Raw genomic sequence first — 13,245 nt, forward strand, 5'->3', positions numbered from 1 at the left:
AGCCTTCGCCCTGTCGGCGAAACCTGCTAGCGACCGCGGCCTGATGACGCCGTTCCCCTGGGTTTACCTTGTCGCGCTCGCTCTCCTGATCGTTCTCAATGGCGTCTTCGCCATGTCGGAGCTGGCCATCGTTTCGGCCCGCACGGCGCAGCTGAAGATGGCGGCGGAGCGAGGCAGCAAGAGCGCCGATGTCGCGCTGCGGCTGGCGGGGGAGCCGGGCAAGTTCCTCTCCACCGTGCAGATCGGCATCACCTTGATCGGCGTCATCTCCGGCGCGGTATCGGGTGCCACCTTGGGCGAGCCGGTGGGCCAACGCTTCGCCGCGCTGGGCGTGGACCCCGATATCGCCACCAACGTGGGTTACGTCGTCGTCATCGTGCTCACCACGTTCTTCTCGGTGGTGGTGGGTGAACTGGTGCCCAAGCAATTCGCCCTGCGCAACGCCGTGCCCATTTCGCTGGTCATGGCCATTCCGATGGACCTGCTGGCGAGGGTGGCCGCGCCATTCGTCTGGCTGCTGGATACGACGTCCAACCTGCTGCTCTCCGCGCTTGGCATCCGCCACAAGGGCGATCACCGGCTGAGCGCGGAGGAGCTGCACATGATATTCGCCGATGCCACGCGCACCGGCCTGATAGAGGAGCAGGAGCGGGCAATCCTGTCGGGCATCATGCGCCTTGCCGACCGGCCCGTGCGCGAGGTGATGACGCCGCGCACCGAGATCGACTGGCTGGACGTGAACGCGGGGGCGGAGGAGATGGCCGAAACCTTTGCCGAATCGCCGCACTCGCTGCTGCCGGTGGCCGATGGCTCGGTCGACCGGATGCTGGGCGTCGTAAAAGTGCGCGAAGTGCTGGCGGTGCGGCTGGAGGGACACTCGGTCGTCCTGCCCGATCTCATTCGCAAGTGCGCCGTCCTGCCGGACCAGCTCGACGCGCTCGATGCGCTGAAGGTGTTGCAGCAATCGGGCACCGGCATGGCCATGGTGCATGACGAATACGGCCACCTCGATGGCATCGTGACCAATGCCGACATTCTGGAGGCGATCGCCGGCAATTTCGCCAGCCACCAGGACGAGGGCGACGACCCGCTGGTGGTGGAGCGCGAGGACGGCAGCCTGCTGGTCTCGGGTGCGCTGGGTGCCGACGCGCTGGCCGAGCGCCTAGGCCTGGACCTGCCCGAGAATCGCGAATTCGCCACGGCTGCGGGATACGCGCTGTCCGTGCTCAAGCATCTGCCTGCCGAGGGCGAGCATTTCAGCGACCAGGGCTGGCGTTTCGAGATCGTCGACATGGACGGGCGCAAGATCGACAAGCTGCTGGTGAGCGAGGCGTGATTTAGGCGGCGAACCCGCATTTGCGGGCGCTTACCGGGCTTCACCGTTCCAGCTTTACATCCTTCGCCAGACGCACTTCGGTTCGCTAGCGCGCCCGTTTCCGGCCCCGGCTCACGCCATTCTCGCAATTTTTAGCACGAAGAAGTGCGCTGTCGAGCCGCGCAGGCACCTGCGCCAACCCTTGGCAATCACTCGGGAATGACGGCCCGCCCTGCCTGTCCGTCACCTTCCGGCGCGGCGATGATCGACTGGACATTGCTGCCGGTGTCGACCGTGTACGTCTCGCCATCGCCCACGGTGGAGCGGATGCCCGGATCGGCCTGGCCGGCCAGTTGCAGCGTACGCGTTTCGACCGCGCTGCGCTGGGCCGGGCCGCCGAACAGGGCGTCGAGCGCCTGCTGCGAAGCGGTGCCTTCGACCGGGCGCGGGGCGCCGGGGGCGGGGGGCACGAGGTGAAAATCGGGCGGGATTACCAGCGGTGCCTGGCGCTGGACGGCAAATTCGTCCGGCCGGTCACGATCGCCCAGGTTGATGCCATTGCAGGCCGAAAGGCCGAGAGCGGTAAGGCCGAGAACGGCAATGCTGGCGAATTTGGTCATGAAGGCTCTCTAGTCTCGTGGGGCGTTGCTGTCACCTGGGTTTGCGCCGCGTCCTGTCCTTGCGCCTCTGTCTCGCGGCTGAACAGCGCGCGCAGCAGGATGATCACCACGCCGATGGTGATCGCGGCATCGGCCACGTTGAAGATCAGGAAGGGGCGGAAATCGCCGAAATGCAGGTCGGCGTAGTCGATGACGTAGCCATGCATCCAGCGGTCGCGGATATTGCCCAGCGCGCCGCCCAGCACCATCCCGAGCGCGGCGATGTCCCAGCCCTTGCGTTCGCGCAGCATCCACACGACCACGCCCATGGCGATGGCGGCGGTGACCGCCACGAGGATCCAGCGCATTTCCATGCTGGTCGCCTCGAACATGCCGAGCGAGACGCCGTAATTGTTGGCGCGGCGAAGGTCGAAGAAGGGCAGCAGCGGCTCCACCTCGTTGACCCGGTCGAGCTGGAGCACCTCGACGACGAAGTATTTCACCCACTGGTCGATCACGAAGATGGCAAGCGCGATGGCGAAGCCGACCACGCGGAACGTGCGAAGAGAGGTCATGCGGCGGTATCCAGTTCGGCAACGACGGTTTCGCAGCGGGCGCACAGGTCGCCGTCCTCGTCGACTTCGGGCAGCAGGCGCCAGCAGCGCCCGCACTTGGCATCGTCGCTCTTGGCCACCTCGACGCTGTCGCCATCGTGGCGGGCAACCACGCCGGAGATGAACAGTTCGGCCAGGTCGGCATCGGAGAAGCCGGCGGGCACGGCGGCGGCGGGCACGGCGACCTCGGCTTCAAGGCCCGAGCGCACGACCTTGTCGCGGCGCAGCGGCTCGATGGCCTCGGTCACCCGCTCGCGCAGGGTGCGCAGCTGTGCCCAGCGCGCGGCATCGGCCTCGGCGGCGGGCACTTCGGGCCATGCGAGGAGATGGACGCTGCCGCCATCCGGATAGCGGGTTCCCCACACCTCCTCGGCGGTGAAGACCAGCACCGGTGCGGCGTAGCGGATCAGCGCGTGGAACAGCACATCGAGCACGGTGCGATAGGCGCGCCGCTCAAGGCTGCCGGGCGCATCGCAATAGAGCCGGTCCTTGCGGATATCGAAGAAAAAGGCGCTGAGGTCCTCGTTCGCGAATTCGCTGAGCGCGCGGGTGTAGGCGATGAAATCGAAATCGTGCGTGGCCGTCCGCAGCTTGCCGTCGAGATCGCCCAGAGTGCTGAGCATATAGCGTTCGAGTTCGGGCATGTCCTCGACCGCTACCCGCTCGCTCTCGTCGAACCCGTCCAGCGCGCCGAGCAGGTAACGGAAGGTATTGCGCAGCTTGCGATAGGTATCCGCCACGCCCTTGAGGATTTCCGGGCCGATGCGGTGGTCCTCGGTCGAATCGACGCTGAGGGCCCACAGCCGGATGATGTCGGCGCCGTATTCCTCCATCACCTTCAGCGGATCGACGGTATTGCCGAGGCTCTTCGACATCTTGCGCCCGTCGGCGGCCATGGTGAACCCGTGGGTCAGCACGGCCTTGTAAGGCGCGCGGCCGCGGGTGGCGCAGCTTTCCAGCAGCGAGGACTGGAACCAGCCGCGATGCTGGTCGCTGCCTTCGAGGTAGAGATCGGCAGGGCTCTGCAAGTCCGGCCAGCGCCCGCTTTCGAGCACGAAGGCATGGGTGCTGCCCGAATCGAACCAGACGTCGAGAATGTCGGTGACCATCTCGTAGTCGGCAATGTCGTACTCGTTGCCGAGCAGTCGGGCGGCATTGTCCTCGGACCAGGCATCGACGCCCTCGGCCTTCACCGCCTCGACGATGCGCGCGTTGACGGCCGCGTCGACGAGGTACTGCCCGCTCTCCCGGTGGACGAACAGCGTGATCGGCACGCCCCAGGCGCGCTGGCGGCTGAGCACCCAGTCGGGGCGGCCTTCCACCATGGCGCGGATGCGGTTCTGGCCCTTGGCGGGCACGAAGCGGGTGACCTCGATCTCGGCGAGCGCGGTTTCGCGCAGGCTTCGCCCGTCTTCGATGGGTCGGTCCATCGGCACGAACCATTGCGGCGTGCAGCGGAAGATCACCTTGGCCTTGGAGCGCCACGAGTGCGGGTAGCTGTGCTGGTAGTCCGCGCTGGCGGCGAGCAGCGCGCCTGCCTCGCGCAGGTCAGAGCAGATCGGCCCGTCGGGCGCGTTGAACTTCGGATTGATGACGCTGGCGCTGCGCTCGTCGGAGCGCGGCAGCCAGCCCCAGTCCTCGCGGTAGCGCCCGTCGTCGTCGACCACGAACTTCGGCGCGATGCCATATTCGCGGCACAGCTCGAAATCGTCCTCGCCGTGGTCAGGCGCCATGTGGACGAGGCCGGTGCCGCTGTCGGTGGTGACGAAGTCGCCGGGCAGCAACGGACGTGGCTCGGCGAAGAACCCGCCAAGATGGTGCATCGGATGGCGGGCGATGGTGCCGGCGAGGTCGGAGCCTTTGAAGGAAGCCCAATCGCCACCCGGCTTCTTTGCCAAATCGAAGAACAAATGAACTTGCCGCCCCTCAACCGTGGGCAACTGCGCCTCCAGACGCTCCACGAATGACCCCGCGATCGTCTCACTATGGGCTATTAAGACCTTGCTCGGCCACTGGGGAAGCTGCGCATGAGCCGCTGCATCGGCTGACTCATCACCTGATGAATCAATTGCGGAACTTAACTCGTACAGTTGGTAATCAACATCCGGCCCATAGGCCAAAGCCTGGTTCACCGGGATCGTCCACGGCGTCGTCGTCCAGATCACCGCGTGGGCGCCGACCAGTTCGGGGATGGGCGACTCAACAATCTCGAACGCCACGTCGATCTGCGTGGAGACGATGTCCTCGTATTCCACCTCGGCCTCGGCCAGCGCGGTTTTCTCAACGGGCGACCACATCACCGGCTTGGCGCCGCGATAAAGCTGGCCGCTCTCGGCGAACTTCAACAGCTCCGCGACGATGCCCGCCTCGGCCTCCGGTGCCATGGTGAGGTACGGATCGTCCCACTGGCCGGCGACGCCCAGCCGCTTGAACTGCTCGCGCTGCACGTCCACCCAGCGGGCGGCGTATTCGCGGCATTCGGCGCGGAATTCGCGCGGCGGCACCTCGTCCTTGTTGCGCTTCTTCTTGCGGTAGAGTTCCTCCACCTTCCATTCGATCGGCAGGCCGTGGCAGTCCCAGCCGGGCACGTAGGGCGCATCCTTGCCGAGCAGCGTCTGCGTGCGCGTCACCGCATCTTTCAGCACCTTGTTGAGCGCGTGGCCGATGTGGATGTCGCCGTTGGCATAGGGCGGGCCGTCGTGGAGGATGAACTTCTCCGCGCCCGCTCGCGCGCTTCGCACCTGGCCGTAGAGGTCCTCGGCCTCCCAGCGCGCGAGAATGCCCGGCTCCTTCTGCGGCAGGCCGGCCTTCATGGGAAAATCGGTCTTCGGCAGGAAGACGGTGTCCCTATAGTCTCGCTTGATGTTTTCGGAGGTCATTGCGCGGGCGCACCTAGGAGTTTGCGGGCCTGTTCGCAATCGGCTTCCATCTGCACCATCAGCGCGTCCATGTTCTCGAACCGCTGTTCGGGGCGCAGGAAATGGCGGAATTCGACATCGAGTTGCTGGCCGTAGAGATCGCCCGCGAAATCGAAGAAGTAGGGCTCGAGCAGTTCCTTCGGCGGATCGAAGGTGGGCCGCACCCCCACGTTGGCCGCGCCCTGCAATACCTGTCCCGTTGCCAGCACGCGGGCGGTGACGGCGTAGATGCCGAAGCGCGGGCGAAGGAAGGTGCCCAGTTCCATGTTGGCGGTGGGAAAGCCCATTTCGCGACCGCGCTTGTCGCCGTGGATGACCGTGCCGCGGACGGTGAACGGGCGGGTGAGGAGATGGCCTGCCACCTCGCAATCGCCTGCCTTCAGTGCGTCGCGGATGCGGCTGGAGCTGACCGTCAGGCCGCCATCCGCCACCGGGCCGATCGCCCGCGCCGCGATGCCGTGCGCCGCGCCGACATCACGCAGCACCTGCGTATTGCCGCCGCGGCCCTTGCCAAAGGTGAAGTCCTCCCCCGTCACCACGCCCGCCGCGCCAAGATGCGCGCCGAGCAGGTCGGCGACGAAGCTTTCCGCCGTGGTCGCCGCCAGCGCGTCGTCAAAGGCGAACACCAGCATCGCGCCCGCGCCCGCGGCCTTGAACAGCTCCTCGCGCTGGTCGAGGCTGGTCAGGCGGAAGGGCGGCACGTGCGGGGCGAAATGGCGCACTGGGTGCGGGTCGAAGGTGGCGACAACGGCCGGGCGGCCCACGGCGCGGGCCCAGTCCACCGCCTCTGCCACCACGCGCTGGTGGCCAAGGTGGAAGCCGTCGAAATTGCCGAGCGCGACAATCGCGCCGCGCAGCGCCTCGGGCACAGGATCGCGGTGGGTCAGCCTCATGATGCGTTCTCCGGCAGGGCTGGCGGTAGCGGCGTGGTATCGACCCGCCAGCGCCCGCCCTCGGCCGGATGGTAGCTTCCCGCCGGCTTGATGCCCTCGCGCAAGACCCTGAGCGCGTTGAGGCCCATGGCCTTGCGGATGTCGCCTTCGCTCCAGCCATCGTCCAGCAGCGCCCGCGTCACCTGCACCAGCTCCCCGGTATCGAAGGCGGTCGTCACGCTGCCGTCGAAATCGCTCCCCAGCGCCACATGGTCCGCACCCACGAGATCGCGCACGTGGCGCATGGCGGCGACGATGGCGGCGGGCGCGGTATCGCAGACCGCACCGTCGAAATAGCCCACGCCGATGACCCCGCCGGTCATGGCGACGCCGCGAATCTCCGCGTCGGTGAGGTTGCGGTTGGTGTCGCAGGTCGCCTGCACCCCGCCGTGGCTGGAGACCACCGGGCGGCGCGCCATGGCCAGCACTTCGGCAACGCACTGGTGCGAACAGTGGGCGATATCGACGATGACGCCCATGTCCTCCATGCGCGTCACGATGTCGCGCCCGAAGGCGGTCAGCCCGCCCCTGGCAAGCCCGTGCATCGATCCTGCGAGCTCGTTGTCGAAGAAGTGCGCCAGCCCCGCCATCCTGAGGCCCGCATCATGCAGCCGCTGCAGATTGGCCGCATTGCCTTCGAGATTGTGCAGCCCCTCGGCGGAGAACAGCGCACCCACGGGCCGCCCGGTCGCGTCGCGCCCTGCCAACACGGCGTCGATGTCGGCGGGCGAACGCACGAGCCGCAAGGCATCGGGCGCCTCGGCGGCAGCGCGCTCCAGCCGGGCGGCGTGATACAGCGAGCGTTCGGCGAGCGAAGTCCAGGTGCGCGGCGGCTGGAGCTGGCCCACCGCCAGCAGCGTGATGTTGTCGCGCGCATCGGCGCTGTTGCGGTCGAAATTAAGCCCGGCGGGCGATTTCGTGACGCTGGAGAAGACCTGCAGCGCCACGTTGCCGTCGATCAGGCGCGGCAGGTCCATGTGGCCGCGGCCGGCACGCTCCAGAGGATCGCGGGCCCACATCAGGGTGTCCGAATGCAGGTCGACGATGGTGAGGGTGGCGTGAAGCGCGCGGGCTTCGCCGGAAACCTCCGGCAGCGGCCCGCCCTCGACCACGTTCATTTGCCGCTCCGCGATGCCGGGGCCGAAGGCAAAGAAGCCCGCCAGCATGGCCAGCAGCACTGCCCCGGCCCCTGGGAGAGCGCGCTTCACCGGGTGCGCTCGAAGGTGACGAAGTCGTAGGGCGGAAAGCCGCCTGCCGCGGCACGACTTTCGCGCGCGACCTCGCGCCAGGCAGGATCGTCTGCGGGAGAGCGCATGGTGATATCCCCGGCCGTGTCTTCGAACACCTCGGTCAGTTCGAACCGCGTGCCCGTGTGCCACAGCAGGTCAAACACCTCCGCCCCGCCGATGACCGCGACATCGCCGTCGCCCGCCAGCGCCAGCGCTTCTTCTGCCGAATGCGCGACCTCGGCGCCATCGGCGTGCCAGTCTGCCTGCCGCGTCAGCACCACGTGGCGGCGGCCGGGGAGGAGGCCGGGCAGGCTCTCAAAGGTCTTGCGGCCCATTATCATTGGGCGTCCCATCGTGAGGCGCTTGAACCGCTGCAGATCCTCGCGAATCGCCCACGGCACCGCGCCATCGCGCGCGATGACCCCGTTGGTCGCGCGGGCGACGATGAACAGCACCTCTCGCAACGCTCAGCCCACCCGCGTCAGGTGGCCCATCTTGCGCCCGGGCCGCGGTTCGGCCTTGCCGTAGAGATGCAGGTGCGCGGCAGGGTCCGACAGGTGTTGTTCGATAGCGAGGCATTCCTCGCCGATCAGGTTCTGCATCACCATGCGCCCGGAAAGGCTGGCGGTATCGCCCAGCGGCAGGCCGCAGATGGCGCGGACGTGGTTCTCGAACTGGCTGGTGACAGCGCCCTCGATCGTCCAGTGGCCGGAATTGTGGACCCTGGGGGCCATCTCGTTGAACACCGGGCCATCCGCCGTGGCGAAAAACTCCGCAGTCATCACGCCGACGTATCCCAGCGCCTCTGCCACCCGCTGCGCCAGCGCGCGTGCCGCCGCCACCTGCTCGGTCACGATCGCAGGCGCAGGCAGTTCGGAACGGGCGAGAATGCCGTCGCGGTGAGTGTTCACCGGGCTGTCCCAGAAGCGCACCTCGCCGTCGTGGCCGCGCACCAGGATCACCGAGAATTCGCGTTCGAAGCGCACCATGCCTTCGTAGACGCTGCCGCTTTGCGGAATGCGGATGCCTTGCGCCTCGGCGGCATTCTCGAAGCGCCACTGGCCCTTGCCGTCGTAGCCGTCGCGCCGCGTCTTGAGGATGCCGGGGGTGCCGATGCGGTCGACGGCGCCGGCAAGCTCGCTGTCGTGGTCGACTGCGGCATAGGGGGCGGGCGTGCCGCCGACATCCTCGACGAAGTGTTTTTCGCGCACCCGGTCCTGCGCCACTTCCAGCGCCCGCGTGCCGGGGGCGAGCAGGCCGTGGGGCAGCGCGCCGAGCGGACCCACCGGGACGTTCTCGAATTCGTAGGTGATGACATCGCAGGCGGCGGCAAATTGGGCGAGCGCGGCGGCATCGTGCCAGGCGGCGCAGGTGAACCGCGCGGCAACCTCGGCGGCGACGCTGTCGCTTTCGGGCGAATAGACATGGCAGCGATAGCCGAGCTGCGCTGCTGCCACGGCCAGCATCCGGCCGAGCTGGCCGCCGCCGAGGATGCCGATGGTGGAACCGGGTGCGAGCGCCGTCATGTGCCGCGTCAGTCCTCGGGCCGTTCGGCCACCCTGGCGGTCTGCGCGGCGCGCCAGTCGGTCAGCCGCGCGGCGAGGGCATCGTCCGCCAGCGCGAGGATGCTGGCGGCCATCAGCCCGGCATTGGTCGCCCCCGCCTCGCCGATGGCCAGCGTGCCCACGGGAACGCCGGCAGGCATCTGCACGATCGAGAGCAGGCTATCCATCCCGGAAAGCGCCCTGGAACGCACCGGCACGCCGAGCACGGGCAGATGCGTCAGCGCAGCGATCATGCCGGGCAAGTGCGCCGCGCCGCCCGCGCCGGCGATGATGACGCGAAACCCCTCGCCCGCCGCGCCCGTGCCGAACTGGTGCAGCCGGTCGGGCGTGCGGTGGGCGGAAACGATGCGCGCATCCGAGCTGACGCCCAGCGCGTCCAGCACGTCGGCAGCGCATTGCATGGTTGGCCAGTCCGACTGGCTGCCCATGACGATGGCGACAGGCGCGCCCATCCTCAGCGGTCCTTGAGATAGTAACGCTCGCCGGGCGTCATTTCGGCGTCGAATTCGTAGACGATCGGCTGGCCGGTGGGGATTTCCAGCCCGGTAATGTCATCGTCGGAAATGGCCGAGAGGTGCTTTACCAGCGCGCGCAGGCTGTTGCCGTGGGCCGAGACGATCACGGTCTCGCCATCCGCCAGGCGTGGCACGATCGCCTCCTGGTAATAGGGCAGCACCCGCTCGATGGTCAGCTTGAGGCTTTCGGCGGCGGGCACGGTGATCCCGGCATAGCGCGGGTCGGCGGAAAGGTCGAATTCGCTGCCCGCCTCGATCGGCGGCGGCGGTTCGTCGAAGCTGCGACGCCACACGTGCACCTGCTCCTCGCCGTGTTTTTCGCGCGTCTGCTGCTTGTCGAGCCCGGTCAGGCCGCCATAGTGGCGTTCGTTCAGGCGCCAGTCCTTGATCTCGGGGATCCACAGTCGCCCGCATTCCTCCAGCGCCAGGTGCAGCGTCTTGATGGCGCGGGTCTGCAGCGAGGTGAAGGCGAGCGTTGGCAGGATTCCGCGGTCCTTCAGCAGCCGCCCGGCGGCGCGTGCTTCCTCCACGCCCTTTTCGGTCACGTCGACATCCCACCAGCCGGTGAAGCGGTTGGCGAGGTTCCATTCGCTCTGGCCGTGGCGCACCAGGATCAAAGTGGCTCGGTTCAGGCTGGGCAAGCGGTCTCTCCTGTCGTGCGGGCCGTCGCAAGGCCCGGTCGTGCGTGGGGGCGTTAGCGCGACGCGCCGGGCTTGGGAAGATGGGCGCAGGGGGCATCGCCCTGCGTCATCGCCCGGGCCTGCGACTTGCGACGCTTCAGGTTCTCGCGCAGCTTGGCGGCGAGCCTTTCCTCGCGGCCCGGGGGCGGTGGCGTTTCCTTCGTCATGCGAGACCTCTTGCCGCAGAGGACGCGGCACCTCAAGCTTGGCTTGACTTTATACTGCCGGACGACAATAGCGCGCGCCAGCCCGGCGGGACCTCCCGTTGCGGGCCCGGCGCTGCTGTAGCTCAGTGGTAGAGCGCACCCTTGGTAAGGGTGAGGCCGGGAGTTCAATCCTCCCCAGCAGCACCATTTCTTCATTGGGAAGAAATGGTTTTTACGTGCGCGACCCCCCCTTCCGCGGGTTCGTGTTCGTTGTGCGCCCAGCATGGCTGCGCGCGGCCTCATTGGCTTGCGGGCCCTGGTGCTTGGTGTAAATAACACACCATGCATGACGACGATCTCGACGATGAACCGCTCACCACGCTCGATCCGCGGTACAAGGCGATGCTGCACACCTATGCTGCCTTGTCGATGGTGCCATTGCTGGCGCTGGGCCTCGGCCTGAGCCTGGCCGGTGAGGTGCCGGCATGGGTGCCGGGTATCATCCTGCTGGTTATCGCGGCGCTGTTCGTCTTCTACCTGCCGACAAGGCGCTGGCAATCGCGCGGCTATCACATGGCGGCGGATCGGCTGCGCGTGGTGCGCGGGGTCATGTTTCATGCCGATACCGTGGTGCCGTTCAACCGGGTGCAGCACCTCGATGTCGAGCAGGGGCCGCTGGAGCGGGCCTTTGGCATCGCCCGGCTGATCCTGCACACGGCGGGCACGCACAACGCGTCGGTCGTCCTTCCGGGCTTGTCGCACGAAACCGCGGTTGCCATGCGCGAGGCCATCCGCGCGCACGTGAAGCGCGAATCGTTGTGAACGAGGCGTTCGGTGCGAAAGCGGCGGGCGACGTCGCTCCGGGTGAGTGGCGGCGGGTCAATCCGCTGTCGATCTTTGCCCGCACCGCGCGCGGGCTGGTGAGTGGCCTGGTGCCCGCTGCATTCGTATTGTTCGGTGCCGCCCGGTCGGAAAACTTCAGCGCGGCATGGATCGTCTTTCCCATCCTGCTGGCGATCTTCGGCGCGCAGATCGGCGCGGCGTGGCTGGCGTGGAGCCGCACGCGCTACCGGATCGGCGAGAACGACGTGCGGCTGGAGCAGGGCATCCTGAGCCGGTCGGCGCGATCCATACCCTACGACCGCATCCAGGATGTCAGCCTCGAACAGAGGCTGCTGCCGCGTCTGCTGGGGCTGGTGGAAGTGAAGTTCGAAACCGGTGCGGGCGGCAAGGAGGAGCTCGCGCTCGCCTACGTGTCCGAGGCCGAGGGCGAGCGGTTGCGGGAGACGGTGCGCGCGCTGGTGGATGGGGCCGACACCTTCGTGGAGGCGCCAGCCGGCTCAGCTGCCGGACCGCTGGCCGGGGCGGGGGAGGTGCCGGTCGCCGCTGCCGACCCCCGCACGCGCACGCTGTTCGCGATGCAGCCGCGGCGGCTGCTGGTCTACGGTCTGTTCAGCTTCTCGCTGGTGATCTTCGCGGTGATCCTGGGCGCGGCGCAGCAGTTCGATTTCCTGTTCAACGTGTGGGACTGGTTGGACGTATTCATCGAGGACGAACGCTATCGCGGCGCCGCCGATGCGCTGGCGGGATACAGCACTTCGGCCAAGATCGCCGCCGCGCTCTATGCGCTGGTCACCATAATCGTCGTCGGCATGGCGAGCGGCGTGGCGCAGGTCTTCGTGCGCGACTGGGGCTTTCTGCTGGAGCGTACGGCAAAGGGCTTCCGCCGCCGCCGCGGCCTGCTGACGAAGACCGACGTGGTCATGCCCGTCCACCGGGTGCAGGCGCTCGTCGTCTCTACCGGGTGGCTGCGTCGCCGCTTTGGCTGGCATGGCCTGGCCTTCATCAGCCTGGCGCAGGATTCGGGCAAGGCCAACCACGAGGTCGCGCCCTTTGCCACGATGGACGAGATCGCCCCTATCGTGGCGGAGGCCGGCTTCACGCTGCCCGGCGCTGCGGTGCGCTGGTGGCGGCCCGCGCCCGCATATTATGCGATTCGCGCGGGGCTTGCGGTGCTCTTGGTAGCGGTGGCGCTGACCGTGGCGGTGGTGGTCGCGGCCGCCGAGGGCACGCCTTTGTGGCCGCTGTTGCTGCTGATCGTGCCGGTGGCCGCCTGGCAGGCCCTGCGCGGCTGGTATCTGTGGCGGGTGGAACGCCATGCGCTGGACCGCGCGCAGGTGTTGAGCAAGCGCGGCTGGCTTTCGCCCAACCTGCAGATCGCCAGCCGGGCGAAACTCCATTCCGCCGGCATTACGCAGGGTCCGTTCGGCCGCTGGCTCGGTTACTGCACCCTCAACCTGGGCCTCGCCGGCGGGACGATGGCCTTCCGTGGCCTCAGGCGAGAGGATGCCCGTTCCCTGCGCGCTGCCGTGCTGGACAGCATGATCGCGACCGATTTCAGCCAGCTGCCGCGCTGACAGCCCTCGTCAGCTGGGCGTATCGGCCAGCACGTCCGCCCAGTCCGCGTGGCGGCGGAACAGGGCATCGACGTAGGGACACTGCGGCACGATGGTGAAGCCCTGATCGCGGGCGTCGGCAACCATGCGTTCGACCAGCTTTTGCGCGATGCCCTGTCCGCGCGCTTCGGTCGGGGTGTAGGTGTGGTCGGCCACGCGCGCTTCGCCCTTCGCGCGCCAGGTGAGTTCGGCCTGCCGGTCGCTGCCCGTCACGGCCATGCGGTAGGCCCCGTGGGTGGTTTCGTCGGTCACCTGAATTTCGCTGCTAGCCATGGT

General features: G+C 67.7%; 14 protein-coding genes and 1 tRNA gene. 4 read left to right on the plus strand and 11 right to left on the minus strand.

What is annotated here, in order from left to right; all coding sequences use genetic code 11:
* The first annotated feature begins 43 nt into the window (after window positions 1–43).
* Window positions 44–1,336, plus strand: a complete 1,293-nt coding sequence (locus GRI62_RS13975; protein ID WP_131451326.1) for a hemolysin family protein — start codon at window positions 44–46, stop codon at window positions 1,334–1,336.
* 188 nt (window positions 1,337–1,524) lie between these two features.
* Here the strand turns inward: GRI62_RS13975 and GRI62_RS13980 are convergent, their stop codons facing one another.
* Genes GRI62_RS13980 through GRI62_RS14475 form a run of 10 tightly spaced genes read right to left on the minus strand, consistent with a single transcriptional unit; the run spans window position 1,525 to window position 10,534 of the window.
* Window positions 1,525–1,935 (minus strand): DUF3035 domain-containing protein, encoded by a 411-nt coding sequence (locus GRI62_RS13980; protein ID WP_131451327.1) that lies wholly within the window; start codon window positions 1,933–1,935, stop codon window positions 1,525–1,527.
* The gene (lspA, locus tag GRI62_RS13985) at window positions 1,932–2,489 is read right to left on the minus strand and encodes a signal peptidase II (protein ID WP_131451328.1); all 558 of its coding nucleotides are present in this window, start codon (window positions 2,487–2,489) and stop codon (window positions 1,932–1,934) included. Before lspA ends, GRI62_RS13980 begins: the two co-directional genes overlap by 4 nt.
* A complete protein-coding gene (ileS, locus tag GRI62_RS13990) occupies window positions 2,486–5,407 on the minus strand; it encodes an isoleucine--tRNA ligase (protein WP_131451329.1) in 2,922 nt (973 codons plus the stop codon). The genes lspA and ileS overlap by 4 nt, the downstream gene beginning before the upstream one ends.
* Window positions 5,404–6,339 (minus strand): bifunctional riboflavin kinase/FAD synthetase, encoded by a 936-nt coding sequence (locus GRI62_RS13995; RefSeq protein WP_131451330.1) that lies wholly within the window; start codon window positions 6,337–6,339, stop codon window positions 5,404–5,406. Before GRI62_RS13995 ends, ileS begins: the two co-directional genes overlap by 4 nt.
* Window positions 6,336–7,586: a dipeptidase gene (locus GRI62_RS14000; protein ID WP_131451331.1), complete on the minus strand. Its 1,251-nt coding sequence runs from the start codon at window positions 7,584–7,586 to the stop codon at window positions 6,336–6,338. Before GRI62_RS14000 ends, GRI62_RS13995 begins: the two co-directional genes overlap by 4 nt.
* A complete protein-coding gene (locus tag GRI62_RS14005; protein WP_131451332.1) occupies window positions 7,583–8,071 on the minus strand; it encodes a dihydrofolate reductase in 489 nt (162 codons plus the stop codon). Before GRI62_RS14005 ends, GRI62_RS14000 begins: the two co-directional genes overlap by 4 nt.
* Before the next feature lie 3 nt (window positions 8,072–8,074).
* Window positions 8,075–9,133, minus strand: coding sequence for a 5-(carboxyamino)imidazole ribonucleotide synthase (locus tag GRI62_RS14010; protein ID WP_131451333.1), 1,059 nt, complete (start codon window positions 9,131–9,133; stop codon window positions 8,075–8,077).
* Window positions 9,134–9,141: 8 nt separating this feature from the next.
* The gene (purE, locus tag GRI62_RS14015) at window positions 9,142–9,624 is read right to left on the minus strand and encodes a 5-(carboxyamino)imidazole ribonucleotide mutase (protein WP_131451334.1); all 483 of its coding nucleotides are present in this window, start codon (window positions 9,622–9,624) and stop codon (window positions 9,142–9,144) included.
* A gap of 2 nt (window positions 9,625–9,626) precedes the next feature.
* Window positions 9,627–10,328, minus strand: a complete 702-nt coding sequence (gene gpmA / locus GRI62_RS14020; protein WP_234027472.1) for a 2,3-diphosphoglycerate-dependent phosphoglycerate mutase — start codon at window positions 10,326–10,328, stop codon at window positions 9,627–9,629.
* 53 nt (window positions 10,329–10,381) lie between these two features.
* On the minus strand, window positions 10,382–10,534 hold the full coding sequence (locus tag GRI62_RS14475; protein ID WP_188669355.1) for a hypothetical protein: 153 nt from the start codon (window positions 10,532–10,534) through the stop codon (window positions 10,382–10,384).
* A 111-nt stretch (window positions 10,535–10,645) separates the two neighbouring features.
* Between GRI62_RS14475 and GRI62_RS14025 the strand changes: the two genes are divergently transcribed.
* From GRI62_RS14025 to GRI62_RS14035, 3 genes are all read left to right on the plus strand, one after another.
* Window positions 10,646–10,720, plus strand: a tRNA-Thr gene (locus GRI62_RS14025).
* A 135-nt stretch (window positions 10,721–10,855) separates the two neighbouring features.
* Window positions 10,856–11,335 (plus strand): PH domain-containing protein, encoded by a 480-nt coding sequence (locus GRI62_RS14030; RefSeq protein WP_131451335.1) that lies wholly within the window; start codon window positions 10,856–10,858, stop codon window positions 11,333–11,335.
* Window positions 11,332–12,930 carry a PH domain-containing protein gene (locus tag GRI62_RS14035; RefSeq protein ID WP_160731894.1) on the plus strand — a complete coding sequence of 533 codons (1,599 nt, stop codon included), beginning with the start codon at window positions 11,332–11,334 and terminating at the stop codon, window positions 12,928–12,930. The genes GRI62_RS14030 and GRI62_RS14035 overlap by 4 nt, the downstream gene beginning before the upstream one ends.
* A 9-nt stretch (window positions 12,931–12,939) precedes the next feature.
* On the opposite strand, the gene GRI62_RS14040 is transcribed toward GRI62_RS14035, so the two are convergent.
* A complete protein-coding gene (locus GRI62_RS14040) occupies window positions 12,940–13,242 on the minus strand; it encodes a GNAT family N-acetyltransferase (RefSeq protein ID WP_160731895.1) in 303 nt (100 codons plus the stop codon).
* Window positions 13,243–13,245 lie beyond the last annotated feature (3 nt).

This window comes from Aurantiacibacter arachoides (genome assembly GCF_009827335.1).
In the GTDB taxonomy this organism is placed as follows: Bacteria; Pseudomonadota; Alphaproteobacteria; order Sphingomonadales; family Sphingomonadaceae; genus Alteraurantiacibacter; species Alteraurantiacibacter arachoides.

Coding starts and splice junctions, on each gene's coding strand:
- GRI62_RS13975 (WP_131451326.1), top strand. CDS start 44: ATGACGCCGTTCCCCTGGGTTTACCTTGTCGCGCTCGCTCTCCTGATC.
- GRI62_RS13980 (WP_131451327.1), bottom strand. CDS start 1,935: ATGACCAAATTCGCCAGCATTGCCGTTCTCGGCCTTACCGCTCTCGGC.
- lspA (WP_131451328.1), bottom strand. CDS start 2,489: ATGACCTCTCTTCGCACGTTCCGCGTGGTCGGCTTCGCCATCGCGCTT.
- ileS (WP_131451329.1), bottom strand. CDS start 5,407: ATGACCTCCGAAAACATCAAGCGAGACTATAGGGACACCGTCTTCCTG.
- GRI62_RS13995 (WP_131451330.1), bottom strand. CDS start 6,339: ATGAGGCTGACCCACCGCGATCCTGTGCCCGAGGCGCTGCGCGGCGCG.
- GRI62_RS14010 (WP_131451333.1), bottom strand. CDS start 9,133: ATGACGGCGCTCGCACCCGGTTCCACCATCGGCATCCTCGGCGGCGGC.
- purE (WP_131451334.1), bottom strand. CDS start 9,624: ATGGGCGCGCCTGTCGCCATCGTCATGGGCAGCCAGTCGGACTGGCCA.
- GRI62_RS14475 (WP_188669355.1), bottom strand. CDS start 10,534: ATGACGAAGGAAACGCCACCGCCCCCGGGCCGCGAGGAAAGGCTCGCC.
- GRI62_RS14030 (WP_131451335.1), top strand. CDS start 10,856: ATGCATGACGACGATCTCGACGATGAACCGCTCACCACGCTCGATCCG.
- GRI62_RS14040 (WP_160731895.1), bottom strand. CDS start 13,242: ATGGCTAGCAGCGAAATTCAGGTGACCGACGAAACCACCCACGGGGCC.